The sequence below is a fragment of the Ensifer sp. KUDG1 genome (assembly GCF_050434285.1).
In the GTDB taxonomy this organism is placed as follows: Bacteria; Pseudomonadota; Alphaproteobacteria; order Rhizobiales; family Rhizobiaceae; genus Ensifer.
Genome location: NZ_JBNDIG010000009.1, coordinates 100,113 through 124,374, shown reverse-complemented (window position 1 = coordinate 124,374; position 24,262 = coordinate 100,113). Strand labels below are relative to the sequence as shown.

General features: G+C 63.0%; 26 protein-coding genes. 10 read left to right on the top strand and 16 right to left on the bottom strand.

Features of this window, described 5'->3' with window-relative positions:
- Positions 1–225: 225 nt before the first annotated feature.
- The 3 genes from M2267_RS21695 to rplS all read right to left on the bottom strand — a co-directional run bounded on the left by M2267_RS21695 (position 226) and on the right by rplS (position 2,510).
- Positions 226–1,047 carry an amino acid ABC transporter permease gene (locus tag M2267_RS21695; protein ID WP_429117042.1) on the bottom strand — a complete coding sequence of 274 codons (822 nt, stop codon included), beginning with the start codon at positions 1,045–1,047 and terminating at the stop codon, positions 226–228.
- 9 nt (positions 1,048–1,056) lie between these two features.
- Positions 1,057–1,866: a basic amino acid ABC transporter substrate-binding protein gene (locus M2267_RS21690; protein ID WP_327513308.1), complete on the bottom strand. Its 810-nt coding sequence runs from the start codon at positions 1,864–1,866 to the stop codon at positions 1,057–1,059.
- A 125-nt stretch (positions 1,867–1,991) separates the two neighbouring features.
- The gene (gene rplS, locus M2267_RS21685) at positions 1,992–2,510 is read right to left on the bottom strand and encodes a 50S ribosomal protein L19 (RefSeq protein ID WP_043625625.1); all 519 of its coding nucleotides are present in this window, start codon (positions 2,508–2,510) and stop codon (positions 1,992–1,994) included.
- A 326-nt stretch (positions 2,511–2,836) separates the two neighbouring features.
- On the opposite strand from rplS, the gene M2267_RS21680 reads away from it, so the two are divergent.
- Complete coding sequence (locus M2267_RS21680) at positions 2,837–3,583, top strand: sulfite exporter TauE/SafE family protein (RefSeq protein WP_113553591.1); 747 nt, start codon at positions 2,837–2,839, stop codon at positions 3,581–3,583.
- Here the strand turns inward: M2267_RS21680 and trmD are convergent.
- The 6 genes from trmD to M2267_RS21650 form a co-directional block, all read right to left on the bottom strand.
- Positions 3,565–4,257: a tRNA (guanosine(37)-N1)-methyltransferase TrmD gene (trmD, locus tag M2267_RS21675; protein ID WP_429117037.1), complete on the bottom strand. Its 693-nt coding sequence runs from the start codon at positions 4,255–4,257 to the stop codon at positions 3,565–3,567. The two genes, M2267_RS21680 and trmD, sit on opposite strands and share 19 nt — an antisense overlap.
- An 11-nt stretch (positions 4,258–4,268) precedes the next feature.
- Positions 4,269–4,832 (bottom strand): ribosome maturation factor RimM, encoded by a 564-nt coding sequence (gene rimM, locus M2267_RS21670; protein WP_043625617.1) that lies wholly within the window; start codon positions 4,830–4,832, stop codon positions 4,269–4,271.
- Between the two features lie 145 nt (positions 4,833–4,977).
- Positions 4,978–5,340, bottom strand: coding sequence for a 30S ribosomal protein S16 (gene rpsP, locus M2267_RS21665; protein ID WP_043625614.1), 363 nt, complete (start codon positions 5,338–5,340; stop codon positions 4,978–4,980).
- Between the two features lie 37 nt (positions 5,341–5,377).
- The gene (locus M2267_RS21660) at positions 5,378–5,713 is read right to left on the bottom strand and encodes a chorismate mutase (RefSeq protein ID WP_192451027.1); all 336 of its coding nucleotides are present in this window, start codon (positions 5,711–5,713) and stop codon (positions 5,378–5,380) included.
- 13 nt (positions 5,714–5,726) lie between these two features.
- Positions 5,727–7,292, bottom strand: coding sequence for a signal recognition particle protein (gene ffh / locus M2267_RS21655; RefSeq protein ID WP_034803123.1), 1,566 nt, complete (start codon positions 7,290–7,292; stop codon positions 5,727–5,729).
- Positions 7,293–7,547: 255 nt separating this feature from the next.
- On the bottom strand, positions 7,548–8,030 hold the full coding sequence (locus M2267_RS21650; protein ID WP_043625608.1) for a MarR family winged helix-turn-helix transcriptional regulator: 483 nt from the start codon (positions 8,028–8,030) through the stop codon (positions 7,548–7,550).
- A 78-nt stretch (positions 8,031–8,108) separates the two neighbouring features.
- On the opposite strand from M2267_RS21650, the gene M2267_RS21645 reads away from it, so the two are divergent.
- The 6 genes from M2267_RS21645 (at position 8,109) to M2267_RS21620 (ending at position 14,519) form a co-directional block, all read left to right on the top strand.
- Positions 8,109–9,122 (top strand): MBL fold metallo-hydrolase, encoded by a 1,014-nt coding sequence (locus tag M2267_RS21645; protein ID WP_429117032.1) that lies wholly within the window; start codon positions 8,109–8,111, stop codon positions 9,120–9,122.
- A gap of 92 nt (positions 9,123–9,214) precedes the next feature.
- Entirely contained in the window at positions 9,215–10,126 is a 912-nt protein-coding gene (gene dapF, locus M2267_RS21640; RefSeq protein WP_429117030.1) for a diaminopimelate epimerase, read from the top strand.
- Positions 10,123–11,397 (top strand): tRNA (N(6)-L-threonylcarbamoyladenosine(37)-C(2))-methylthiotransferase MtaB, encoded by a 1,275-nt coding sequence (gene mtaB / locus M2267_RS21635; protein ID WP_429117028.1) that lies wholly within the window; start codon positions 10,123–10,125, stop codon positions 11,395–11,397. Before dapF ends, mtaB begins: the two co-directional genes overlap by 4 nt.
- 18 nt (positions 11,398–11,415) lie before the next feature.
- Complete coding sequence (gene ftsY, locus M2267_RS21630) at positions 11,416–13,188, top strand: signal recognition particle-docking protein FtsY (protein WP_429117025.1); 1,773 nt, start codon at positions 11,416–11,418, stop codon at positions 13,186–13,188.
- A 108-nt stretch (positions 13,189–13,296) separates the two neighbouring features.
- Entirely contained in the window at positions 13,297–13,929 is a 633-nt protein-coding gene (locus M2267_RS21625; protein WP_156134322.1) for a septation protein A, read from the top strand.
- Positions 13,930–13,934: 5 nt separating this feature from the next.
- Positions 13,935–14,519, top strand: coding sequence for a DUF2585 domain-containing protein (locus tag M2267_RS21620; RefSeq protein WP_402326064.1), 585 nt, complete (start codon positions 13,935–13,937; stop codon positions 14,517–14,519).
- A gap of 280 nt (positions 14,520–14,799) precedes the next feature.
- Here M2267_RS21620 and M2267_RS21615 read toward each other — a convergent pair whose 3' ends face one another.
- The 5 genes from M2267_RS21615 to ccmA form a co-directional block, all read right to left on the bottom strand.
- Positions 14,800–15,408 (bottom strand): DsbE family thiol:disulfide interchange protein, encoded by a 609-nt coding sequence (locus tag M2267_RS21615; protein WP_043622321.1) that lies wholly within the window; start codon positions 15,406–15,408, stop codon positions 14,800–14,802.
- Complete coding sequence (gene ccmD, locus M2267_RS21610) at positions 15,405–15,581, bottom strand: heme exporter protein CcmD (protein ID WP_082006145.1); 177 nt, start codon at positions 15,579–15,581, stop codon at positions 15,405–15,407. Before ccmD ends, M2267_RS21615 begins: the two co-directional genes overlap by 4 nt.
- Entirely contained in the window at positions 15,581–16,348 is a 768-nt protein-coding gene (locus tag M2267_RS21605) for a heme ABC transporter permease (RefSeq protein ID WP_043622318.1), read from the bottom strand. The genes ccmD and M2267_RS21605 overlap by 1 nt, the downstream gene beginning before the upstream one ends.
- A 164-nt stretch (positions 16,349–16,512) precedes the next feature.
- Positions 16,513–17,172: a heme exporter protein CcmB gene (gene ccmB / locus M2267_RS21600; RefSeq protein ID WP_192451037.1), complete on the bottom strand. Its 660-nt coding sequence runs from the start codon at positions 17,170–17,172 to the stop codon at positions 16,513–16,515.
- A 63-nt stretch (positions 17,173–17,235) separates the two neighbouring features.
- Positions 17,236–17,886 (bottom strand): heme ABC exporter ATP-binding protein CcmA, encoded by a 651-nt coding sequence (gene ccmA, locus M2267_RS21595; RefSeq protein WP_043622312.1) that lies wholly within the window; start codon positions 17,884–17,886, stop codon positions 17,236–17,238.
- 270 nt (positions 17,887–18,156) lie between these two features.
- Between ccmA and acnA the strand changes: the two genes are divergently transcribed.
- The 3 genes from acnA to M2267_RS21580 all read left to right on the top strand — a co-directional run bounded on the left by acnA (position 18,157) and on the right by M2267_RS21580 (position 22,545).
- Entirely contained in the window at positions 18,157–20,847 is a 2,691-nt protein-coding gene (acnA, locus tag M2267_RS21590) for an aconitate hydratase AcnA (protein ID WP_043622309.1), read from the top strand.
- Positions 20,848–21,052: 205 nt separating this feature from the next.
- A complete protein-coding gene (locus tag M2267_RS21585; protein ID WP_043622306.1) occupies positions 21,053–21,826 on the top strand; it encodes a DUF1223 domain-containing protein in 774 nt (257 codons plus the stop codon).
- 314 nt (positions 21,827–22,140) lie between these two features.
- Positions 22,141–22,545 carry a DUF2794 domain-containing protein gene (locus M2267_RS21580; protein ID WP_034802844.1) on the top strand — a complete coding sequence of 135 codons (405 nt, stop codon included), beginning with the start codon at positions 22,141–22,143 and terminating at the stop codon, positions 22,543–22,545.
- A 117-nt stretch (positions 22,546–22,662) separates the two neighbouring features.
- Here M2267_RS21580 and M2267_RS21575 read toward each other — a convergent pair whose 3' ends face one another.
- Complete coding sequence (locus M2267_RS21575; protein WP_192451042.1) at positions 22,663–23,217, bottom strand: GNAT family N-acetyltransferase; 555 nt, start codon at positions 23,215–23,217, stop codon at positions 22,663–22,665.
- 122 nt (positions 23,218–23,339) lie between these two features.
- Positions 23,340–24,086, bottom strand: a complete 747-nt coding sequence (locus M2267_RS21570) for a Bax inhibitor-1/YccA family protein (RefSeq protein ID WP_402325893.1) — start codon at positions 24,084–24,086, stop codon at positions 23,340–23,342.
- Between the last annotated feature and the right edge of the window lie 176 nt (positions 24,087–24,262).

The window sequence follows — 24,262 nt, the reverse complement described above, 5'->3', positions numbered from 1 at the left end:
TTTTCAAAAAAGGTAGGAAAGCCGGCGGCAAGGCGGCCGGAAGCACTGATCGGGAGATCAGGATAGGCGGCTTGTAAGCGCCCCGTGGACGCGCGCAAAGAAGCGTGCCGGCAGACGCTTGTGGTCCTGCAGCACGACGATTTTCTGCTCGCTACATCCGAATTTGGATTCCATGGCCGTGTTCATATCAATTTTCTGACAGCTCGGCAATTGCTGGAAACGGACTCAGCGTTGCTCCGCGCGCCTCAGCCGCCGCTCCAGCCCCCGCAATCCCAGCGACAGACCGATGGTCAGCACGAGATAGACATAGGCAACGATCGAATAGGTCTCGAAGAAGCGGAAGGAGCCGGAGGCATAGACCTTGCCCATCTGCGTGATGTCGGCAACGCCGAGCACCGAGACGAGCGATGAATCCTTGACCATGGCGATAAAGTCGTTGCCGAGCGGCGGCAGGATCACGCGGATCGCCTGCGGAAAGACGACGAGGCGAAAGCGCTGGTAGCGCGAAAGCCCGAGCGCCTTGGCGGCTTCGACCTGCCCCTTGTCGACCGAGAGGATGCCGGCACGGAACACTTCGGCGATGAAGGCCGAATAGCCGATCATCAGCGCCAGGATCGCCCTCCACATCAAGGAGATGTCACGCACGACCACCGGCTCCATCCAGCCGGCGCTGATCAGCGGTGCTGAGATGAAATTGGCCGCGACGACGAGCCCCGGCGCGCCGACGAAGGCGATATAGAACAGAAGCACCAGGATCGGCACGCCGCGGATGACTTCCGTATAGAAGCGGGCGATCTGCCGAAGCGACGAATGCTCTGAGAGCGCCATCAGCGCGATGCCGAGGCCGAGCGTCGTCGCCAGCACGAAGCCCATGAGGGTCACGAAGACGGTGACGCCAAGGCCCTTGAAGACGACGGTGAAAACTTCCGAGAAGATGTCATTGCTGATGATCACGGCGGCGAGCGACACAGCGATCACAACAAGGGCGACCAACCACCAGGGATAGTCGCCCTTGCCGGACATGTCTGAAGATTGTGGAGCGGCCATAGCCTGCTATCAGCCGCCCATCTTGTATTCGAGGAACCACTTCTTATCGAGGGCGTCGAAGGTACCGTCTTCCTTCAGCGCCTTGATCGCGGCGTTGACCGGAGCCACGAGATCCGAGCCCTTCGGGAAGATGAAGCCGAAATCCTCGGTGCCGAGCGGCCCACCGACGACCTTGAGCTTGCCCTCGGAGGAATCGACATAGCCCTTGGCGGCGACGCTATCGGTCAGGACCACGTCGACGTCGCCGGCCTTCAGAGCCTGAACGGTCGCGCCGAAGGTCTCGAACAGCTTGATGCGCGGGTTCTGCTCGTTGCCGTCAAGCATTTCGTAGACGGCGGTGTAGAACGGCGAGGTGCCCGGCTGCGCGCCGACGAGGCCGTCGGCAAAGGCGCCGAAGCTCTTACCATCGTTGAAGCGGGTCTCGTCGCTGCGCACCAGCATGAACTGCTGCGAACGCATATAGGGATCCGAGAAGTCGACCTTTTCCTTGCGGTCGTCCTTGATGGTGATGCCGGTCATGCCGATCTGGTACTGGCCGTCATGCACCGCCTGGATCATCGCGTCCCAGCTGGTGTTCTGGTATTCGACCTTGAAATTCAACCGCTTGGCGATCTCGTTCATGGCGTCGTATTCCCAGCCCTTGGCTTCGCCCGACTTCGGATCGACGAACTGCAGCGGCGGGTAGGCGTTCTCCGTGACGACGACAACCGTCTTGCCGCCGAGGTCGGGCAGCTCGCTGGCAACAGCCGGTGCAGAGAATGCGAAAGGAACGGCAAGTGCAGCTGCGATGCCCGCAAGCACGTGGCGACGGATTGTCATTGGAGGGCTCCCGAAAATTGTGGCAGCGGAAAATGTCACAAATTCAGACGGAAAGACAAGCGGATAGTACCAAAAAAGAAAGGCGGCCGAGGCCGCCTTTCCAACAATCCGAAAGGATTGAAAACTTATTCTGCTGCGGCTTCCGCTGCTGCCTTTGCTTCGGCGGCTTCGGCTGCGGCCTTCTCGGCGGCGAGCGCCTGAGCTGCTGCAACCTTTTCAGCCTCGATGCGTGCCTTTTCCTCGGCAATCGCCTGACGCTCGGCTTCGTTCAGCTTGCGGGCGCGCGTGCCGGTGTTCTCGACGATACGAGCCGACTTGCCGCGACGGTCGCGCAGGTAGTAGAGCTTGGCGCGACGGACCTTACCGCGGCGAACCACTTCAACGCTCTCGACGAGCGGCGAGTAAACCGGGAATACGCGCTCGACGCCTTCGCCGTAGGAGATCTTGCGAACGGTGAAGCTTTCGTTGATGCCGCCGCCCGAACGAGCGATGCAAACGCCTTCATAGGCCTGAACGCGGGTACGGTTGCCTTCGACAACGCGGACGTTGACGCGCAGCGTGTCGCCTGCGGAGAATTCCGGGAGCGTGCGCTTGGCGGCAATCTTGGCGGCCTGTTCGGCTTCCAGCTGCTGGATGATGTTCATCGGTCTAACCTTTCAAGTTCTTCTGAAACAGCCAGAGCGCTCTCGATGAACCTGTCGGACCAGCCTTCAGGTCTTGCCGGTTACGGCAGGAGCGGATTCGCCATTCTTTGTTTTGGTCGACGGGCATGAAACCCGAACCGGGGCGGCACATACACCAATCACACTGCCTTGTCATCCCTGAAGGCCGTAATTTCTAAGGCATCCGCGCCTGGAAAGCCGAATTTATCAGAAAATGCGCAAACACACCCGGTGCGATTGTCCGATGCAACGGACTTGCGGCCGTAACAACCACCGGCTATCCCGAGCATGAGGGGTCGGGGGAGACCATGAACATCTTCGAAATACTCATGCTGTTTGCGGCCGGCTTCCTGTCCGGCGTCGTCAATGCCATCGCCGGCGGCGGAACGTTCCTGACCTTCGGAGCGATGACGCTTGGCGGGCTCTCGCCGATCGTCGCCAACGCGACCTCGTCGATCATCCAGTTTCCAGGCTACATCACCTCGGCACTCGCCTATGCCAAGGAGATCCGCGCCGACAGGCGCTATGCGATCCTGCTCGGCGTCATCTCCGCACTTGGCGGTCTGGGCGGCGCGCTGCTGCTCATCTCGCTCTCCAATGCCTCCTTCCGCGCGCTTGTGCCCTGGCTGCTGCTGGCGGCAACGGCGGTCTTCGCTGCCGGGCCGCTCCTGAAGCCCAAGGCCCGCGTCGACGAGCATGCGATCAATCCGGTCGGCATCGGCGCCCAGTTCGTCACCTCCATTTATGGCGGCTTCTTCGGCGCCGGCATGGGCATCATGATGCTGGCGGTGCTGGGGCTGGCGACCGGCGGCGGCTATCACAGGCTGAATGCGCTGAAGAACTTCATCTCGATCGTGATTGCCGCGATTGCCATCGTCGTCTTTGCCGCCGGTGGGGTCGTCTCCTGGCTGCATGCGGCGATCATGGTGCCGGGAGCCGCCCTTGGCGGCTATAGCGGCGTCTGGGCGGCAAGACGCGTGCCGCAGGCGGTCATCCGCGCGCTGGTCGTCGCCGTCGGCCTGCTGCTGGCCGCCTATTATTTCTTCACGGGCTGATCAAGAAGATCGGGCCGGCGCTCGGCGGTCAGCCGACGCGCCTCCGCTTCACGCCATTTGGCAATGGCGCCGTGATTGCCCGAGGTCAGCACCGCCGGGATTTCGCGGCCTTCGAAGACCTGCGGCCGGGTATAATGCGGGTGCTCCAGCAGCCCGCCTTCGAAGCTCTCGTGCACGCCGGAAAGCTCGTTGCCCATGACACCCGGCAGGATGCGCACAACGGCATCGAGCACCGTCAGAGCCGCCGGTTCGCCGCCCGAAAGAATATAGTCGCCTATGGAAACTTCCTCGAGGCGGCGGGCATCGATCACCCGCTGGTCGACGCCTTCGAAGCGGCCGCAGACGATGACGACGCCGGGGCCGGCGGCGAGTTCACGCACTCGCGCCTGTGTCAGCGGTTGGCCGCGCGGGCTCATCAGCAATCGCGGCCGGTCGTCATTCTCCGACACGCGATCGATCGCGCGCGCGAGCACATCGGCTTTGAGCACCATGCCGGCGCCACCGCCGGCCGGCGTGTCGTCGACGGTGCGGTGTTTGTCCTCGGCGAAATCGCGGATCTGCACCGGCTCGATCGACCATTGGCCACGCTCCAGCGCCTTGCCGGAAAGCGAGGCGCCGAGATGGCCCGGAAACATTTCAGGATAGAGCGTCAGGATGGTGGCACGAAACGTCATTGCCGCAGTGCTCACTTGCGCTTTGCGGAAAACGGGCTGCCCGGATCCTGGTCCTTGTCGTCCGAAAGGCCGGCAGCCACCGGATCGACCAACAGGCGCCCGGCTTCCAGGTCGATCTCCAGCACCGACCATTCGGTAAAGGGGATCAGCACCGGACGTCGGCCCGGCCCCTTCAGCTCGAGCAGGTCGCCAGCGCCGAAATCGAAGACGCCACTGACCTTGCCGTAGCTCGTGCCATTGCCGTCGATCGCTTCCAGACCTTCGAGATCGGCATAGAAGAACTCGTCCTCGTCGAGATCGTCATCGTGCAGGTTGTCGCGCTCGATGAACAGATCGAGGCCGTTGAGCGCCTCGGCAGCGTTGCGATCGTTGACGCCGCGAAAACGCACGATAACGACGTTCTTCGCCTCGCGGATTTCCAACACCTCGAACACACGGCCGTCGGCGCTGTGCAGATTGCCATACTCTCCGAGCGCGGTCGGATCATCGGTAAAGGACTTGACCCTGACCTCGCCGCGCAGGCCCTGCGCCGCGCCGATCGTCGCCATCAGAACCGGGTTTTCGAGTTTGCTCATCGTCCGCGTCCGTTTCGGTATATCTCGGTGCACATAACGGAAAACGGGCGGCATGGAAATGCCACCCGTTTCCTTAAGTCACGGCCAGCCGGAAAGGTGCGTCGGCAGATGTCCGCCGATCACTCTCCAGACCGTTCGCAGGCTCTTATTCAGCAGCAGCAGCAGCGGCGTCTTCAGCCTTCTGCTTGGCTTCAGCAGCGCGCTCCTGGGCCTTCTTGCCCGGGACGCCCTTGGTCGGGTTGCTGCGAGCCGGACGCTTTGCGAGGCCAGCCTGGTCGAGGAAGCGCAGAACGCGGTCGGTCGGCTGGGCGCCCTGGGCGATCCAGTGGTTGACGCGCTCGGCGTCGAGCTCGACGCGCTTTTCGTCGTCCTTGCCGAGCATCGGGTTCCACGAGCCGATCTTCTCGAGGAAGCGGCCGTCACGCGGGCTGCGGGCGTCGGCAACGACGATCTGGTAGTAAGGACGCTTCTTGGAACCGCCACGGGCGAGACGAATTTTCAGTGCCATTTGAGTAACTCCTTGCAGGCTTTCTTGACCGCTTCGTTCAAGCGGAATGGTTTGTGCCGGCGGTGCCCGCGGAATGCGAGCGATCGGCGGCGATGGCTTCATGATGCCGGATGACTTCCTTGATGATGAAGTTCAGGAACTTCTCGGCGAAATCCGGATCCAGATTGGCATCCTTGGCCAGACGGCGCAGGCGTTCGATCTGGTATTCTTCGCGCGCCGGGTCGGCCGGCGGCAGTTCGTGCTTGGCTTTCAGCACGCCGACTGCCTGGGTGCAGCGGAAGCGTTCAGCCAGCATGTGGACGAGCGCGGCATCGATGTTGTCGATCGACTGCCGGTAACCCGCCAATTCCTTTTTGATTTCGGGATCAATCATGTCTTAGCGATCCTCACTTCTTCTTCGGCAGGCCGGGAAGGCCGGGGAAGCCGCCACCGAGACCCGGAAGCTTGGCGCCGCCGAGGCCAGGCAAACCACCACCGCCAAGGCCAGGCATGCCGCCCGGCTTCAGACCGGCCGCTTCCGCCTGCTTCTGCAGGGCTTCGAGCTGCTTCGGGTCGAGCTTCGACAGATCGGGCATGCCGCCGCCACCGAGGCCGCCAAGGCCCATCTTGTTGGCAAGGCCGCCCATCATCTGCTTCATCATGCCGCCTTTGCCCTTGCCGCCCATCATCTTCATCATGTCCGCCATCTGGCGGTGCATCTTCAGAAGCTTGTTGATGTCGGCGGCATCCGTGCCGGAACCGGCGGCGATGCGCTTCTTGCGCGAATGCTTGAGCAGGTCCGGGTTGGCGCGCTCGGCCTTGGTCATCGACGAGATGATGGCGAGCTGGCGCTTGAACAGGCTGTCGTCGAGGCCGGCGGCGGCCATCTTGTCCTTCATGCCGGCCATGCCGGGCATCAGGCCCATGATACCGCCCATGCCACCCATCTTCTGCATCTGGCCGAGCTGGTCGGCGAGGTCGTTCAGGTCGAACTTGCCCTTGGCCATCTTGGCGGCCATGGCGGCCGCCTTCTCGGCGTCAATGTTCTCGGCCGCCTTCTCGACGAGCGAGACAATATCGCCCATGCCGAGAATACGGTCGGCGACGCGGCGGGGATGGAACTCTTCGAGTTCGCCCATCTTTTCGCCGACACCGATGAGCTTGATCGGCTTGCCGGTGACCGCGCGCATCGACAGCGCCGCACCGCCACGGCCATCGCCGTCCATACGGGTAAGCACCAGGCCGGTGATGCCGACGCGTTCGTCGAAGTTGCGAGCGAGGTTGACGGCGTCCTGACCGGTCAGCGCGTCGGCGACGAGCAGGATTTCATGCGGATTGGACTTCCGCTTGATCTCCGCCATCTCGATCATCAGCGGCTCGTCGATATGGGTACGGCCGGCGGTGTCGAGGATAACGACGTCGTGACCGCCGAGCTTGGCAGCCTGGACGGCGCGCGCGGCGATATCGGTCGGCGACTGGCCGGCGATAACAGGCAGCGTGTCGACGCCGGTCTGTACGCCGAGCTGGCGAAGCTGTTCCTGGGCTGCCGGACGACGCGTGTCGAGCGAAGCCATCAGGACCTTCTTCTTGTCCCGTGTCTTCATCCGGCTGGCGATCTTGCCGGTGGTCGTCGTCTTACCCGAGCCCTGCAGACCGACCATCATGATGACGACGGGCGCCGGCGCATTGAGGTCGATGGTGACGCCCTCGGACCCGAGCATCTCGACGAGCTGGTCATGGACGATCTTGACGACCATCTGGCCGGGCTTGATCGACTTCAGGATCTCGGCGCCGACGGCCTTTTCACGAACCTTTTCGGTGAAGGAGCGCACGACGTCGAGCGCGACGTCGGCTTCGAGCAGCGCACGGCGAACCTCGCGGAGCGCAGCGGAAACATCGGCTTCCGACAATGCGCCGCGGCCGGTCAGTCCATTCAATATGGAACCAAGGCGGTCCTGGAGGCTCTCGAACATTCTCACTTCCTTCTGGTTTCCGGTGGCGATCAACTCGCCGGAAACGTGGGTTCCTTCGCGCAGAAAACAAGGCGCAAAGCCAAAAACCACCCGAGGGCGCCACGCGCTGTCGGGTGTTGACCTCCGGGTTCTCTTTATACCTTTACGGGACCCGGTCGGTGGCTTCGAAGACTTGAGCTTGCGAAGGAATTGGCGCGGATAAACAGGAAAGCGCGGCAAAAGTCAAGGACGGCAGGCAAATGAGGCACTTTCGCCTCAGAGCGCCTCGTCCTCGTCGGCCTCGTCCAGTTCGCCGGCCAGATGCTCGAAGGCGGTCGACACCCGCGTCATCACCCGAAGCGCGGCCACCACTTCGGTCTGGTTGATATCGCCGAGCAGGGCATGCAGCAACTCCACCTCGCGGCGATGGATCTCCTCGAACAGGTCGCGCCCGGCCGCCGTCGGCGCGCAGATATAGGCGCGGCGGTGTTCCGGATTCGGCCGTCTTTCCAGCAACGCCTTCTCCGTCAGCCCATTGACGACCCTAAGCACGAACTGCCGCTTCATCGACAGGCGACGCGCCGCTTCCGGCACCGTCAGCGGCGTTTCATAAAAAAGTTCGAGAACCGCCCGCTCCGCCACTGATATGCCGGCACCATCGAGCATATGTTCTGCCGAGCGCTGCATATTGAGATGGATGGAGCGGACCAGCTTCAGGGTCTTGTAGAGACGTTCTTGCGGGTCGAATCGAACGAGCATGGAAACACGATAGCAATCCAGTTGCTGTCTTCAAGAATTTATTAAACCTTGACCTTTCAACCAAGACGAACCGCCCGGATGAAGACACGCAATCCTTATTACCAAGGTCCCGTCTCCGATCATTTCGACGGCACCCACTTCTTCAACCCCGGCGGCAAGCCGCCCAAAGGCGCCGCCGACCTATTGCGCTGGCAGTTCGGCGGCGGCAAGGTCCGCTGGCCGGCACACAATCCGAGCCCGTTTGCGCAAGTGAAGCCCGAGGCGAGCGTCGAAGGCGAGCGCATGCGCGTGACGATGGTCGGCCATGCGACGCTGCTCATCCAGGTGCATGGGTTCAACATCCTCACCGACCCCGTCTGGTCGCGTCGCGCCAGCCCCCTCACCTTCGCCGGCCCACAGCGCCACAATGCGCCCGGCATCGACCTCGACGACCTGCCGCCGATCGACATCGTGCTCGTCACCCACAATCACTACGATCACCTCGACGTCGAGACGCTGGCAGCCCTTCACGAGGAACATGCTCCCCGCATCATCACCCCGCTCGGCAACGACACGATCATCCGCCGCGCCGTTCCCGAGGCCGAAATCGACGTGGTCGACTGGGGCGACCGGCTGGAGTGCGGCGACGACATCATCATGCATGCCGAGCCCTGCCATCACTGGTCGGCCCGCGGCTCGCGCGACCGGCGCATGGCGCTGTGGGCCGCCTTCGTGCTGGAGACGCCGGCCGGCAAGATCTACCATGTCGGCGACACCGGCTTTCACGACGGCATCAACTATCGCGCCGCCCGCGAGAAACACGGCGCCTTCCGTCTCGCCAACCTGCCTTTCGGCGCCTACGAGCCGCGCTGGTTCATGCAGGATCAGCACCAGAACCCGGAGGAAGCGGTGCGTGGCATGCTCGACTGTGCCGCCGCCCATGTCGCCGGCCATCATTGGGGTACGTTTCGCCTGACCGACGAGGGCGTCGAGGAGCCGCGACAGGCGCTGGAGCGGGCGCTCGATGCGGCCGGCATTGCCCGCAGCCGCTTCCGGCCGCTTCGCCCGGGCGAAATCTTCGATGTACCGGCCGGCGGCGAGGGAGCCAAATAAAGGCGGCACTGGTATTTTCCGGGCTTTTCCGCCATATACAGCCCGAATGAAGGATTGCCCGCCCGGAGCGGGCCCGTTTGGACAATCGCGACATGACCGACAACGTGCAATTTGCCAGGATGAACGGGCTTGGAAACAAGATCCTCGTCGTCGACATGCGCGGTCGGAAAGATCGGGTGACGCCGGCTGCCGCAATCGCGCTCAATGCCGATCCGGCAACTGCCTTCGATCAGATCATGGCGATCCACGACCCCAAGGCCGCCGGCACCGACGCCTGGATCGACATCGTCAACTGCGACGGCTCCATGGCCCAGGCCTGCGGCAACGGTACCCGCTGTGTTGTCCAGGCGCTCGCCGCCGAAACCGGCAAGAAGGCCTTCACCTTCCAGACCATTGCAGGCATCCTCAACGCCACCGAGCATGAGGACGGCACGATCTCGGTCGACATGGGCAAGCCGGTCTTTGCCTGGGACAAGATCCCGCTTGCCGAAGAGTTTGCCGATACGAGCCGCATCGAACTGCAGATCGGCCCCATCGACAATCCCGTCCTGCATTCGCCCTCGGCAATGTCGATGGGCAACCCGCACGCGATCTTCTGGGTCGACAAGGACCCGATGTCCTTCGACCTCGATCGTTTTGGCCCGCTGCTTGAAAACCACCCGATGTTTCCCGAGCGCGCCAACATCACGCTGGCACAGGTGCTTTCGCCCTCGTCGCTGCGCACCCGCACCTGGGAACGCGGCGCCGGGTTGACGCTTGCCTGCGGCTCGGCGGCTTGCGCGGCAGCCGTCAGCGCCGCGCGCACCGGCCGCACCGGCCGCAAGGTGACGATCGATGTCGCCTCAGCCCCTGCCCCGGCAAAGCTGACCATCGAATGGCGCGAGCACGACGACCATGTCGTCATGACGGGACCGGCCGAATGGGAATGGTCCGGCACGCTGAACCCGACGACCGGCATCTGGCAGCGCGACGCGGCCGAAGCCGGCGGAGCCCGGGCGCTTTGAGCGGCGTCGAGGTCATAACCTTCGGCTGCCGTCTCAATACCTACGAATCCGAAGTGATGCGGGCGGAAGCCGAGAAGGCGGGACTGAACAACGCCATCCTCGTCAACACCTGCGCCGTCACCGGCGAGGCGGTGCGACAGGCGCGCCAGGCGATACGCCGTGCGCGCCGCGACAATCCGCATGCCCGCATCATCGTCACCGGCTGCGCCGCGCAGACAGAGAAGCAGACCTTCGCCGAAATGGCCGAGGTCGACGCCGTGCTCGGCAACGACGAGAAGCTAAAGAGCGCCTCCTATCGTTCGCTGCCGGATTTCGGCGTCTCGGCGGAAGAGAAGCTGCGGGTCAACGACATCATGAGCGTGCGCGCCACCGCGCCCCAGATGGTCAAGCATATCGACGGGCACGTGCGCGCCTTCATCCAGGTGCAGAACGGCTGCGACCACCGCTGCACCTTCTGTATCATCCCCTATGGCCGCGGCAATTCCCGCTCCGTGCCGATGGGCGCCGTGGTCGATCAGGCGCGCAGACTGGTCGAAACGGGCTATTGCGAGATTGTGCTGACCGGCGTCGACGCGACGAGCTACGGCACTGATCTTCCGGGCGCACCGACGCTCGGGATGCTCGCCAAGACGCTCCTGAAGCAGGTACCGGAAATTCGCCGCCTGCGCCTTTCCTCGATCGACGGCATCGAGGCCGACAAGCACCTCTTCGACCTGATCGCCGACGAGGCGCGCTTCATGCCGCATCTGCACCTGTCGCTGCAGCATGGCGACGATTTGATCCTGAAGCGCATGAAGCGTCGCCATTCGAGCGCCGACGCTCGCGCTTTTGCCGATCAGGTGCGCCGCCTGCGCCCGGAGGTCAGCCTCGGCGCCGACATGATCGCCGGCTTCCCGACCGAAACCGAGGAGATGTTCGATAATGCCGCGAGGCTGGCCGAGGACTGCGGCATTGCGCATCTGCACGTCTTCCCCTACAGCCCGCGTCCCGGTACGCCGGCGGCACGCATGCCGCAGCTCGACCGGGGCCTCGTCAAGGATCGTGCCGCTAGGCTTCGCGCCGTCGGCGCGATGCTCTATGCCCACCACCTCGACGGCATGGTCGGCAGCGATCAGACGATCCTGGTCGAGAACAACGGGCTCGCCCATACACAAAATTTCACGCTCGTCGACGCGGCTGGCCTGACGCCCCGTGCGCTTGTCCCGGTCTTAATCACCGGCCACAATGGCAAGCATCTGACGATGCAGGTAAAACAGATGGCTGCGGCCTGATTTATGCGGAATTCCTGAATGGCAATGGGTTTCATCAAGAGGATCTTCACCTTCGGCAAGGGCGCGGTGGAGGAAACGAAGCCGCCGGAAGGTGTGCCGGAGGAGACCATCGTCTCTGCGCCCGAGGCGGAACAGCCGTCTCCGCTGTCCACGGAAAGTCCCGAAGCGGCCGCCCCCGTCGTTCAGGCAGTGGTCGAAGAGAGCTCGGAAGCTGCTTTCGAACCGCTCGTCGAGATCGAGACCTTGCCACTCTCCGACAGCGATCCTGTGCTGAAAGCCGAGATCGAGACCGCCGGCGGCCCGGCTTCGGATGATGCCGAGGAACTGGCGCGTGACGATGCCGCCGCGGTCGAGGCTGAGGTAACGCCGGCCGAGACCGACACCGCGATACTCCCCTCCGTCCCTACGGAACATCTCCCCCACAAGGAGGGAGAGCCGACGGAGGCCGAGGCTGCGGCAGAAGAAGCGGTAGCAGCTACCGAGACTGCGGAACCAGTTTCCAGCGAAAGCCCTGCGACCGAGGAAGACACGCTTGCAGCCGCTCACGCGGAGACCATCGAAAACACCGCGAACACGTTGCCAGTCGACGCCAACGATGTCGAAGTGGAAGCAACGACCGAAACGCATGCTTCCGAACTCGAGAGCGAGCCCAGCGCAATCTCTCCCCTTGTGGAGGAGATGCCCGGCAGGGCAGAGAGGGATGAAGCCGCAGCGCTCCGCGAGGGCGTCGCGACCGACACGGCAGGAGCTGTCGAAACCCCATCGACCGAGACAACCGAGGCCGAGCCCACTGCCGCCCCCGCTCTCCCCAAAGGCTTCTCCACCAGCGAGCGCAAGCCCAAGGAAGAACCTGTCGCCGCGCCGAAGGAAAAGCTCAGCTGGTACCAGCGCCTGCGCCGCGGCCTTGCGCGCACCTCGTCGCAACTGACCGGCCAGATCGCCAGCCTGTTCACCAAGCGCAAGCTCGACGAAGCGACGTTGCAGGACCTCGAAGACCTCTTGATCCAGGCCGACCTCGGCGTCGAAACCGCGATGCGCATCACCGACACGCTCGCCTCGGAACGCTACGGCAAGGATGTCTCCGGCGAGGACGTTTCGCGCATCATGGCCGGCGAGATCACCAAGGTGCTATCGCCCGTCGCCAAGCCGCTGGAACTCGATCTCAGCCACAAGCCGCACGTCATCCTTGTGGTCGGCGTCAACGGCACCGGCAAGACGACGACGATCGGCAAGCTCGCCGCCAAGCTTTCCGGCGCGGGCCTGAAGGTGATGCTCGCCGCCGGCGACACCTTCCGTGCCGCCGCGATCGAGCAATTGAAGATCTGGGCCGAGCGCACCAACTCCGAGATCGTCTCCTCCAAGCTCGGCGCCGATGCGGCAGGCCTTGCCTATGAGGCCTTCCAGCAGGCGCGCGAGAAGCAGTCCGACGTGCTGATCATCGATACGGCCGGCCGCCTGCAGAACAAGGCGGAGCTGATGGCCGAGCTCGAAAAGATCGTGCGCGTGCTCGGCAAGCTCGATCCTGATGCGCCACACACGGTTCTCCAGACGCTGGACGCCACCACTGGCCAGAACGCGCTGCAGCAGGTCGAGATTTTCCGCAACGTCGCGGGCGTCAGTGGACTGATCATGACCAAGCTGGACGGCACGGCGCGCGGCGGCATCCTCGTGGCGATCTCCGCCAAGCACAAGCTGCCGGTCTATTTCATCGGTGTCGGCGAAGGCATCGACGATCTCGAACCCTTCGAAGCCAAGGATTTTGCCGAGGCGATCGCCGGCGTTGCCGCCTGACGGGGCGATCGGGCCCGTGCACAGTTGCGCCGGCCCGTTGCCTTGATATGGTTTTGCCGCAAAGCTGGTGTTATGAGCAGCAGGTACATGCAGAAACAGGACCCCCAGATGTCGTCGATCGAGGCTTCCAAGCCGCAGAAGGAAGTCAGCCCCTTGCTCAAGATGGTGCTGGAGCTTGGGCCGCTGATGGTCTTCTTCTTCGCCAATTCGCGCGGCGAGTGGCTGGCCGGGCATTTTCCGGCGCTTGCCGAGCTCGGCGGTCCGATCTTCATCGCCACCGGCCTCTTCATGGCCGCGACCGCAATCGCGCTTGCCGTCTCCTGGGTGCTGACACGCACCCTGCCGATGATGCCGCTGATTTCGGGCATCGTCGTCTTCGTCTTCGGCGCGCTGACGCTCTGGCTGCAGAACGACACCTTCATCAAGATGAAGCCGACGATCGTCAACACGCTGTTCGGCGCGATCCTGCTCGGCGGCCTGCTGTTCGGCAAGTCGCTGCTCGGCTACGTCTTCCACTCCGCCTTCAAGCTCGACGAGGCCGGCTGGCGCAAGCTGACGCTGCGCTGGGGCGTGTTCTTCCTCTTCCTGGCGGTGCTCAACGAAGTGGTCTGGCGCTCGTTCTCGACCGATTTCTGGGTCGCTTTCAAGGTCTGGGGCACGATGCCGATCACCATTCTGTTCACGCTCGCCCAGATGCCGCTGATCATGAAGCACTCGCTTGACCAGGAGAACGCCGAGTGAGCACGATGCTCGAGGAGAATGACAGCCGCAACCGGCACGCACTCCTCTGGCTCGCCGCCTGTCTTGCTGTTCTCGTCATCCAGATCGTCACCCAGCATCTGATGGGTCGTCTCTGGATCTGCGAATGCGGCTACGTCAAACTGTTCGAGCCGGTCGCCAAATCCAGCGGCAACTCGCAGCACATCGCCGACTGGTACACGCCGTCGCACATCATCCACGGCTTCCTGTTTTACGGCCTCGGCCATCTGCTCCTGCGCGGCAAGCCGCTGACGGCAAAACTCTTCCTTGGGACAGTGATCGAATCCGCCTGGGAGATCGCCGAAAACACGCCGATGGTGATCAACCGCTACCGCTCGGCAACGATCTCGCTCGACTATTTCGGCGACAGCATCCTGAATTCGACGATGGATACGCTGGCCATGGCCGCTGGCTTCCTGTTTGCCGCCCGCATGCCGGTCTGGCTGACCGTGACGGTCGCCATCGTCTTCGAGCTCTTCACCGGCTGGCTGATCCGCGACAACCTCACGCTCAACGTGCTGATGCTCGTCTGGCCGCTGGATGCGGTCCGGGATTGGCAGGCAGGGATCTAGCGGACCTTCGGCATTTGCTTCGGCGCCTTATCCGCGCGGTGAGGGCTTGCCCTCATCCGGCTGCCGCCACCCTCTCCCCGCTCGCGGGGAGAAGGGAGTTGTGCCAACCCGACTGCGCTACATTCCCACGCCCTCAAGGGCGAGATCAGTCACGCCCACGACATGCAATCCCGATGATTTGGACGGTCGATCGCCACACGTCTCCTTCTCCCCGCGAGCGGGGAGAAGGTGGCCGGCAGGCCGGATGAGGGGGCAGTTTCCGACGACAGCGCCCAAGCGCTCACGAGCCCGCAGCCGCCTTCTCGATCGCCGGCAGCAGACCGGTTTTCACGCTATTTTCGTCGAACGGGCCGACGCGCTTGTAGAGGATCGTGCCGTCAGCGCCGACGAGATAGGATTCTGGGATACCGTAGACGCCCCAGTCGATCGCTGCCTTGCCGCGCGGATCGACGCCGATGGCGGAGAAGGGATTGCCGAGTTCGCCGAGGAACCTGAGCGCGTTTTCGTTCTGGTCCTTGTAGTTGATGCCGACGACGGTCAGCCGCGGATCCTTCGACAGTTCCAGGATGAAGGGATGCTCCTGCCGGCAGGGCACGCACCAGGAGGCCCAGACGTTGACGAGCGTCAGCTTGCCCTTGATCGCCGCATCGGTCAAAGCCGGCATCGGCTGGCCGTCACGGGTGGCGCCTTCGAGCACCGGCATGTCGAGCTTCGGGGCCTTGGTGCCGATCAGCGCCGAGGGGATTTCGCTCACATCCTTGCCGGAATTGAGCTGGCTCCAGAAGATCGCGGCAAGCGCAGCGAAGATGATCAGCGGCAGCGCCGCCAAAATGTAGCGCATCGGCCCAGGCTTACGCTCCTCGCCGCGCGGGGCGGGGATGTTTCTCATGGCGTTTCTCCCGGGGCGTGACCGGCGGAGCGCCGGCGGATGCCGGAAGCCTCAAGTTCGGCCAGTTCGCGACGGCGGGCGCGACCGTCGAAAACGACCCAGGCGATCAGCCCGAGCACCGTCACCGTCGCGATGCCGTAGCTTGTGAAAACATAGGCGGCGTGGCTCATCATTACGCGCGGGCTCCCCGTCCGGCAGCACGGGCCGCGAGACGCCTGAGTGCTGTGACGCGCCGACGCAGGATTTCATTGCGCATGGCGGCGATGTGCAGCGTGAAGAACAGCAGCGTAAACGCGATCGCCATCACGATCAGCGGCCGCAGGAATTCCGGATCGATCGTCGGCCCGTCGAGCCGCATGACGCTCGCCGGCTGGTGCAGCGTGTTCCACCATTCGACCGAGAACTTGATGATCGGGATGTTGACGAAGCCGACCAGGACCAGAATGGCCGAAACCTTGGAGGACCGGGCGGGATCGTCGATCGCGCGGTTGAGCGCCATCAGCCCGAGATACATGAGAAACAGCACGAAGACCGAGGTCAGCCGCGCGTCCCAGACCCACCAGGTGCCCCACATCGGCTTGCCCCAGAGCGAGCCGGTGACGAGCGCCAGGAAGGTGAAACAGGCACCGATCGGCGCTGCAGCGCGCGAGGAGACGTCGGCAAGCGGATGGCGCCAGACGAGCGTACCGAGGGCGGCGAGGGCCATCACCGAATAACACATCATCGACAGCCAGGCGGCCGGCACGTGCACATACATGATGCGCACCGTCTCGCCCTGCTGGTAGTCGCCTTCCGTCGTGAAGGAAAGCCAGACGCCAGCAACGAAGAACAGCGCCGTCAACCCGGCAAGCCAGGGCAGCAGACGGTCGGCCAACGCCAGGAACCGCGTCGGGTTGGCGAGATCGCTGAATTTGCGGATGGCCAGGCTGTTTTCGCTCATGTTGGCTCTTTAACGCTTAAGGCGCCCGGCTGCAATTGATCCGCGTCAATCGCCCGATCACGATCGAGTTGGAGCGCGGACCATAAAGGTGTTCGATCTGAACAGTTTAGCGCCAAATCCATGGGAACGCCGCAAACACTTTCGCCCGTTCTGGCGCGATTGCGTCAATCGGACGCGTGCCGAAGGGCGGCAGCGGCGGCGACCGGGCCGATGACGGCAAAGAACAGGGTGATCGCCGCAAGGATCATCAAAGGCGGCAGGAACGGCGCCGGATCTTCGATCGCCGCATAGACGGCGCTGACGCCGAAGATCAGCACCGGGATCGCCAGCGGCAGCACCAGGATCGATACCAGCAGCCCCCCACGCGGCAAAGACACGGCAACGGCCGCACCCACTGCACCGATGAAGGTGATCGCCGGCGTGCCGATCAGAAGCGTCAGCATGGTGGCGCCGATGGCGATCTCGCTCATGTTCATGAAGAGCCCGAGCAGTGGCGAGGCGATCACCAGCGGCAGGCCGGTCGCCGCCCAATGAGCCGCGCATTTGACGAAGACGGTGGCAAGCAGCGGCGTTTCCTGCATCAGCATCAGGTCGAGCGAGCCATCGTCGCGCTCGGCCTGGAACAGCCGATCGAGACCGAGCAGCGAGGCGAGCAGCGCCCCAATCCAGAGAATGGCGGGTCCGATGCGCGAAAGCAGGTTCAGGTCCGGACCGACGCCGAAGGGAATGACAGCCACCACCGTCATGAAAAAGAGCACGCCGATCATCGCCCCGCCGCCGGCGCGGATCGACAATTTGAGATCGCGGAAGAAGAGCGCGATCATAGCGGCAGTGTCCGGTTGGGCACGGGCGCGTTTTCCGGCAATGGGCGTCCAGGCATCGCGTCCCTATGCATCATGCCAGTGGTCTCCCGCCAGATGCTCGAACCCCGTCATGTGCAGTTCCTTCTTGCGGTCGAGCCCGAGCGGCTGGTGGGTCGCCGCAATGACGATGCCGCCCTTGCCAAGATGTGCCTTCACCAGGTCGGCAAACAGCCGGTCGGCGCCGGCGTCAAGGGCTGCTGTCGGCTCGTCGAGGATCCAGATCGGCCGATAGGCAATGAGCAGCTTCGCCATCGCCATGCGCCGCTGCTGTCCGGCCGAGAGATAGCCGAAGGGCAGATGAGCGATATCCGGCAAGCCGACCGCTTCGACGGCCTCGGTGAGCGTCGCGCCCTTCCCCTCTGGTGAATCACCCATGAAGTCCCGCCAGAAGGAGAGATTTTCCGCGACGGTCAGTTCGCGCTTCATCGCGTTGCGGTGTCCGAGATAGTGGCTGAGCTCGGATGGATGGGCTATTTCCGGGGGGCCATTCTCAAGTTTCAGATGCCCGCTTTCGGGCCTCAACAACCCCGCCAGAACCCGCAGCAAAGTCGACTTTCCCGACCCGTTCGGGCCTGTCACGACAAGGGCTTCCGAGGCGTCGAGAACAAAGGAAATATCGTTAAAAATCAGATCCTCACCGCGCTTCGCGCTCAACCCTTCAGCCATGAGGCGCATGAACTATCAGCTTCCCTTCACTCTCTTTGTCGCAGGGCAAAAAAAGTCCCCTTTCGACCTTCGTTGCTCTGGCACGTTTTGGAGAAATTATCTATAAGGCGGCCAACACGCCAGCGGTCGGCGTGAATTTCATCCAAGCGCCGAACATGGAAAGAATTTCCACGTACGGACAGCGGAAATGGCCGCACCCGCATCCCAATTCGCGCTTCACAGGCGCTCGGGCGTTCGTACGTCAGTTTTTGGCGATCAGACGGAACGGGGTATTATCCAGTGTCCAAGTCCCTAGATAGCTTCAATTGTCGCTCCACGCTCACCGTCAACGGTGTGGACTACGTCTATTACAGCCTGCCCAAGGCTGAGGCGAACGGTCTCGCCGGCGTATCCAAGCTTCCCTACTCGATGAAGGTTCTGCTCGAGAACCTGCTGCGCAACGAAGATGGCCGCTCCGTCACCAAGAAGGACATCGAGAACATTGCCGCCTGGCTCAACGACAAGGGCACGGCTGAAAACGAAATCGCCTACCGCCCGGCCCGCGTGCTGATGCAGGACTTCACCGGCGTTCCGGCCGTCGTCGACCTCGCAGCGATGCGCGACGCCATGGTCTCGCTCGGCGGCGACCCGGAGAAGATCAACCCGCTCGTTCCCGTCGACCTCGTCATCGACCACTCCGTCATCGTCGACGAATTCGGCACGCCGAACGCCTTCGCCCGCAACGTCGAACTCGAATACGAGCGCAACGGCGAGCGCTACCGCTTCCTGAAGTGGGGCCAGCAGGCATTCAAGAACTTCCGCGTCGTGCCTCCGGGCACCGGCATCTGTCACCAGGTCAATCTGGAGTATCTGGGCCAGACCGTCTGGACCCGTGAAGAAGATGGCGAAATCACCGCCTACCCGGATACCTGCGTCGGCACCGACAGCCACACCACCATGATCAACGGTCTCGGCGTTCTCGGCTGGGGCGTCGGCGGTATCGAGGCGGAAGCCGCGATGCTCGGCCAGCCGGTCTCCATGCTCCTGCCCGAGGTCATCGGCTTCAAGCTGACCGGCAAGCTCAAGGAAGGCGTTACCGCGACCGACCTCGTGCTCATGGTCGTCCAGATGCTGCGCAAGAAGGGCGTTGTCTCGAAGTTCGTCGAATTCTTCGGCCCGGGCCTCGACAACATGACGCTCGCCGACCGCGCCACCATCGGCAACATGGGCCCGGAATACGGCGCGACCTGCGGCTTCTTCCCGGTCGACAGCGAAACCATCAACTACCTCACCATGTCCGGCCGCGAAGAGAGCCGCATCGCTCTCGTCGAAGCCTATTCGAAGGCGCAAGGCATGTGGCGCGACGGTGACGGCTCCGAGCTCGTCTTCACCGACACGCTCGCACTCGACCTCGGCGACGTCGTTCCGGCCATGGCTGGTCCGAAGCGTCCGGAAGGCCGCATCCCGCTCGAAAACATCGCCTCGGGCTTCGCAACTGCACTTGAAGGCGACTACAAGAAGCCGGGCCAGCTTTCGAACCGCTACGCCGTCGAAGGCACCGATTTCGATCTCGGCCACGGCGACGTTGCCATCGCCGCGATCACGTCGTGCACCAACACCTCCAACCCGTCGGTCCTGATCGCTGCCGGCCTTCTCGCCCGCAACGCGGTCGCCAAGGGCCTGAAGTCCAAGCCCTGGGTCAAGACCTCGCTCGCACCGGGATCGCAGGTCGTCGGCGAATACCTCGCCAAGTCCGGCCTGCAGAAGGACCTCGACGCGCTCGGCTTCAACCTCGTCGGCTTCGGCTGCACGACCTGCATCGGCAACTCCGGCCCGCTGCCGGCGCCGATCTCGAAGACGATCAACGACAAGGGCCTGATCGCCGCCGGCGTTCTCTCGGGCAACCGCAACTTCGAAGGCCGTATCTCGCCGGACGTCCAGGCGAACTACCTCGCTTCGCCGCCGCTCGTCGTCGCCTACGCGCTTGCAGGTTCCGTCCAGAAGGACCTCACCAGCGAGCCGCTCGGCGAAGACAAGGACGGCAAGCCGGTCTTCCTCAAGGACATCTGGCCGACCTCCAAGGAAATCCAGGAGTTCATCTTCAAGTACGTCACCCGCGAACTCTACGCGACCAAGTACGCCGACGTGTTCAAGGGCGACGAAAACTGGCAGGCCGTTCAGGTTCCTCCGGGCCAGACCTACGCCTGGGACGACGGTTCGACCTACGTGCAGAACCCGCCCTACTTCGTCGGCATGGGCAAGTCCGGTTCGGGCATCTCCGACATCAAGGGCGCCCGCGTGCTTGGTCTCTTCGGCGACAAGATCACCACCGACCACATCTCGCCCGCCGGTTCGATCAAGGCTGCCTCGCCGGCTGGTGCCTACCTCATCGGTCATGGCGTCGGCGTTGCCGACTTCAACCAGTACGGCACGCGTCGTGGCAACCATGAGGTGATGATGCGCGGCACGTTTGCCAACATCCGCATCCGCAACCACATGCTCGGCCCGAACGGCAAGGAAGGTGGCTACACCATCCACTATCCGTCGAAGGAAGAGATGTCGATCTACGACGCCGCCATGCAGTACAAGGAAGAGGGCGTTCCGCTCGTCATCTTCGCCGGCGTCGAATACGGCAACGGCTCGTCGCGCGACTGGGCTGCCAAGGGCACCAATCTGCTCGGCGTCAAGGCCGTCATCGCGCAGTCCTTCGAGCGTATCCACCGCTCGAACCTCGTCGGCATGGGCGTCATTCCCTTCGTCTTCGAAGAAGGCACGACCTGGGAATCGCTGGGCCTCAAGGGCGATGAGATCGTCACGATCGAAAACCTCGCCAACGTCCAGCCGCGCGAAAAGCGCGTTGCCAAGGTCACCTATGGCGACGGCAGCGTGAAGGACGTGCCGCTGGTCTGCCGTATCGATACGCTCGATGAAGTGACCTACGTCAACAACGGCGGCATCCTGCAGACGGTTCTGCGCGACCTCGCCGCTTAATCGCGCGAGCGCAGACAAGACTCTTGAGCCGGGACGCCGAAAGGCGCTCCGGCTCTTTCTTTGAGGTGCAACTGCCGCGATCCGGCTGCTGGATCGCACTCACTTGCCACCTCACTCCAACGTGACTTCCCGTTGATGCAGGGGCGTCGTATGTAGTGAACTCCCCCACAAGGAGTAGGCCGACGGCCGGTAACGAAGTGACGCCATGACATCCGCAGACCGTTCTTTCATTCGTCCTGTTGCACTGGCTCTCGGGCTGCTCGCAGCTGCCAGTACCCCCGTCGGGGCGCAGGAGAAACAGGCGGTCAAGGGCGTTGTCGAGCTGTTCACCAGCCAAGGCTGTTCGTCCTGTCCGCCGGCGGATGCGGCGCTGAAGTCGCTGGTCGACGAAGGCGATGTGGTGGCGCTCGCCTATCACGTCGACTACTGGAACTATCTCGGATGGGCCGACACGCTGGCATCGAAGGAAAACACCGAGCGGCAATATGCCTATGCGCGCATGCTCGGTCGCAACGGCGTCTACACGCCGCAGGCGATCCTGAATGGCCGCGACCATTTGAACGGCGGCAACCTGCAGGCAATCAAGACACGGCTGGAAACGATGAAGGCGGAAGGCAAGGGGCTTGCTGTTCCCGTCGACGCCAAGATCCTCGGTGAAGAAATCCAGATCACCGTCGGCAGCGGCATCGGCAAGGCCAATGTCGTCGTCGTCTATTTCGATCGCGCCAAGATCGTGAAGATGGAGAAGGGGGAAAACAGCGGCAAGGAAGTCCCCTATTGGCATGCGGTGCGTGACATTCAGACGATCGGCATGTGGGACGGCCAGCCTGCGACCTTTACGCTGCCGGCAACGGTGCTGACCGAGCGCCCCGGAAACAGCGGCTGCGCGATCCTGCTGCAATCGATGAAGGACAAGGAAACGCCGGGCGCCATCATCGGCGCTGCGGCCGTGCTCGCCGGCCCTCAGGGCAAATTGTAGGGACGGCGAAGCGCAAGGGGTTGGTTCGGCCCGGCAGCATCGAGGGGCTGGGGCTGAGGGTTCGAAGTTACCGGACCGAACCGGCCATAACTGCGTTCGGTGAACTCCCGCAGCATGACGATCTGACCGGACATACGGTGGCAACGACTCTGTCCGTCAGCGCCCGCGAGTTTTGCGATGAATTGGGGCGCCGGTTTGACTGAAATGGGGCAGAGGCAAGAAATGACCTCACTGTCCCATGGCTTCCGGCTTGCTTTTCGGCTCGTGTCAGGCACACTGTTATCGTTCTGTCACAACAGAAGGCCGGATTGCCGATGACCGATGAGCCGGATTTGCCGCAAGGCGAGGCGCGCCATCAGCGCGAGACCACCTCGGAAGTGGTCGTCGATCTTCACGAATACAAGAACGCCAAGAACGCTCCCCCCATCACTTTCCATCGCCGCGAATTGGATCAGATCCTGTGGGTTTACGGCCGCATGGTCGGCGAAGGCGAGTGGCGGGACTACGCCATCGACCACCTGAGGGACCGCGCGGTCTTCTCGGTGTTCAAGCGTTCGGGCGAAATGCCGCTCTACCGGATCGAGAAGAACCCGAAACTGGCCGCGAAACAGGGCGCCTATAGCGTGCTGAACATTCACGGCACGATCCTGAAACGCGGCCACGAGCTCGCCCAGGTGCTCAAGGTATTCGACAAGGTGCTGAGGCTGGTGGAAACCTGACCACCCGGGAAAGGGTGCGATCAGGGCGCACGCCGACGTCACAGGCGGCAACGGCACGATTTGCCTATGCGGGCTGCGAGCGCGCTTCGCCGACCGAGACCCTTCAGCAAGCGACGATCACTGGTAGAGCGTGTCCGGATAGACGTCTTCCGGCGGGTCGGTCGCCTGGCCCTCGCCAAGCGCGAGCTGCATGATCGTCGTGTCGAGCCAGCGGCCGTGCTTGAAGCCGGTCGCTTTCATCGTGCCCTGGAGTTCGAAGCCAAGCGACCGGTGTACGGCGATCGAGGCCGGATGGGCACCCCCGATCACCGCGACCATCTGGCGGAAGCCGAGCTCCGTGCAACGCCGCACGAGTTCGACCAGCAGCGCCTTGCCGGCGCCCTTGCCGCGGGCTTCCGGCGCCAGGTAGATGGAATCCTCGACCAGGAAGCGATAGGCTGTGCGCGTCCGGAAACCGGATGCGTAGGCATAGCCGATGATCGTCCCGCCCTCGTCTACCGCGACCATGTAAGGGTAGCCGTTGCCGATGATCGTTTCGAACCTGGCCCGCATCTCCTTTTCGGATGGCGGGTTGATCTCGTAGGTCGCGACGCCGTGCAACACGGATTCGCGATAGATCTCGGTGATGACGGGAAGATCGGCCAGGGTGGCGTCGCGCAGGGTCAGGGACATGGCTTTAGACTTGATCCCAAGGTTTCGTCGTCCTTTCACTCCCACGGAGCCCGGACGCTTTCAAGCTGCTTCAAGAAACAAAAAAGGCGGCCGAAGCCGCCTTTTCCGTCTGCTGTTCAGACTTAGTTGTTCCGGTTGCCCATGAACTGGAGCAGGAACATGAACAGGTTGATGAAGTCGAGGTAGAGCGTCAGCGCGCCCATGATCGCCTTGCGGCCGGCAACGGTGCTGTCATCGGCTTCAAAGTACATTTCCTTGATCTTCTGCGTGTCGTAGGCGGTGAGGCCTGCGAAGATCAGCACGCCGATCACGTTGATCGCGAAGGCGAGCGCCGAAGAGCCAAGGAAGATGTTGACGATCGACGCGATGATGACGCCGAACAGACCCATGATCAGGAACGAGCCCATGCCGGACAGGTCCTTCTTCGTGGTGTAGCCGTAAAGCGACAGGGCTCCGAACGAAGCTGCGGTCACGAAGAACGTCTGAACGATGCTCTGGCCGGTGTAGATCACGAAGATCGACGACAGCGACAGGCCCATCAGGGCGGCATAGATCCAGAACGTCGTCTGCGCGGCAGAAACGCTCATGCTATTGATGCGGAAGCTCATGAAGAACACGAGTCCCAGCGGCGCCAGCATCACCACCCACTTCAGCGGGCTCGTGTAGATCGCAGCACCGAAGGCAGTCAGCTGGCCATCCGAAAACGCCATCTGGAAGGCCAGGTAGGCCGCGACGCCAGTGATCGCCAGACCAAGCGCCATCAGGTTGTAGACCTTCAGCATGTATGCGCGAAGGCCTTCGTCAATCACGGCACCCGCCTGAGCGCCGGCGGGCGACATTCGGGTTTGGTAATTTCTCAGATCAGCCATTGTTTCCTCATTCAAGCTCCGGTGGATGTTACGGTGTCGGGCGGCGAGTATCGCCCTGGAAGATGAGCTTCCACGCCCAGGCGCCGCTGCGGAGCTCCAGCATGCCTGTGGACAAATATGATGCCGAAACCCGCTGCACACAAGACCCGGCACTCCCGGATTCCGTTGCACCGGAC

Excerpts from the sequence above, each read along its gene's own strand:
- M2267_RS21695 (WP_429117042.1), bottom strand. The coding sequence starts at position 1,047 with ATGGCCGCTCCACAATCTTCAGACATGTCCGGCAAGGGCGACTATCCC.
- M2267_RS21690 (WP_327513308.1), bottom strand. The coding sequence starts at position 1,866 with ATGACAATCCGTCGCCACGTGCTTGCGGGCATCGCAGCTGCACTTGCC.
- rplS (WP_043625625.1), bottom strand. The coding sequence starts at position 2,510 with ATGAACATCATCCAGCAGCTGGAAGCCGAACAGGCCGCCAAGATTGCC.
- M2267_RS21680 (WP_113553591.1), top strand. The coding sequence starts at position 2,837 with ATGAACATCTTCGAAATACTCATGCTGTTTGCGGCCGGCTTCCTGTCC.
- trmD (WP_429117037.1), bottom strand. The coding sequence starts at position 4,257 with ATGACGTTTCGTGCCACCATCCTGACGCTCTATCCTGAAATGTTTCCG.
- rimM (WP_043625617.1), bottom strand. The coding sequence starts at position 4,832 with ATGAGCAAACTCGAAAACCCGGTTCTGATGGCGACGATCGGCGCGGCG.
- rpsP (WP_043625614.1), bottom strand. The coding sequence starts at position 5,340 with ATGGCACTGAAAATTCGTCTCGCCCGTGGCGGTTCCAAGAAGCGTCCT.
- M2267_RS21660 (WP_192451027.1), bottom strand. The coding sequence starts at position 5,713 with ATGATTGATCCCGAAATCAAAAAGGAATTGGCGGGTTACCGGCAGTCG.
- ffh (WP_034803123.1), bottom strand. The coding sequence starts at position 7,292 with ATGTTCGAGAGCCTCCAGGACCGCCTTGGTTCCATATTGAATGGACTG.
- M2267_RS21650 (WP_043625608.1), bottom strand. The coding sequence starts at position 8,030 with ATGCTCGTTCGATTCGACCCGCAAGAACGTCTCTACAAGACCCTGAAG.
- M2267_RS21645 (WP_429117032.1), top strand. The coding sequence starts at position 8,109 with ATGAAGACACGCAATCCTTATTACCAAGGTCCCGTCTCCGATCATTTC.
- dapF (WP_429117030.1), top strand. The coding sequence starts at position 9,215 with ATGACCGACAACGTGCAATTTGCCAGGATGAACGGGCTTGGAAACAAG.
- ftsY (WP_429117025.1), top strand. The coding sequence starts at position 11,416 with ATGGCAATGGGTTTCATCAAGAGGATCTTCACCTTCGGCAAGGGCGCG.
- M2267_RS21625 (WP_156134322.1), top strand. The coding sequence starts at position 13,297 with ATGTCGTCGATCGAGGCTTCCAAGCCGCAGAAGGAAGTCAGCCCCTTG.
- M2267_RS21620 (WP_402326064.1), top strand. The coding sequence starts at position 13,935 with ATGCTCGAGGAGAATGACAGCCGCAACCGGCACGCACTCCTCTGGCTC.
- M2267_RS21615 (WP_043622321.1), bottom strand. The coding sequence starts at position 15,408 with ATGAGAAACATCCCCGCCCCGCGCGGCGAGGAGCGTAAGCCTGGGCCG.
- ccmD (WP_082006145.1), bottom strand. The coding sequence starts at position 15,581 with ATGATGAGCCACGCCGCCTATGTTTTCACAAGCTACGGCATCGCGACG.
- M2267_RS21605 (WP_043622318.1), bottom strand. The coding sequence starts at position 16,348 with ATGAGCGAAAACAGCCTGGCCATCCGCAAATTCAGCGATCTCGCCAAC.
- ccmB (WP_192451037.1), bottom strand. The coding sequence starts at position 17,172 with ATGATCGCGCTCTTCTTCCGCGATCTCAAATTGTCGATCCGCGCCGGC.
- ccmA (WP_043622312.1), bottom strand. The coding sequence starts at position 17,886 with ATGCGCCTCATGGCTGAAGGGTTGAGCGCGAAGCGCGGTGAGGATCTG.
- M2267_RS21585 (WP_043622306.1), top strand. The coding sequence starts at position 21,053 with ATGACATCCGCAGACCGTTCTTTCATTCGTCCTGTTGCACTGGCTCTC.
- M2267_RS21580 (WP_034802844.1), top strand. The coding sequence starts at position 22,141 with ATGACCGATGAGCCGGATTTGCCGCAAGGCGAGGCGCGCCATCAGCGC.
- M2267_RS21575 (WP_192451042.1), bottom strand. The coding sequence starts at position 23,217 with ATGTCCCTGACCCTGCGCGACGCCACCCTGGCCGATCTTCCCGTCATC.
- M2267_RS21570 (WP_402325893.1), bottom strand. The coding sequence starts at position 24,086 with ATGGCTGATCTGAGAAATTACCAAACCCGAATGTCGCCCGCCGGCGCT.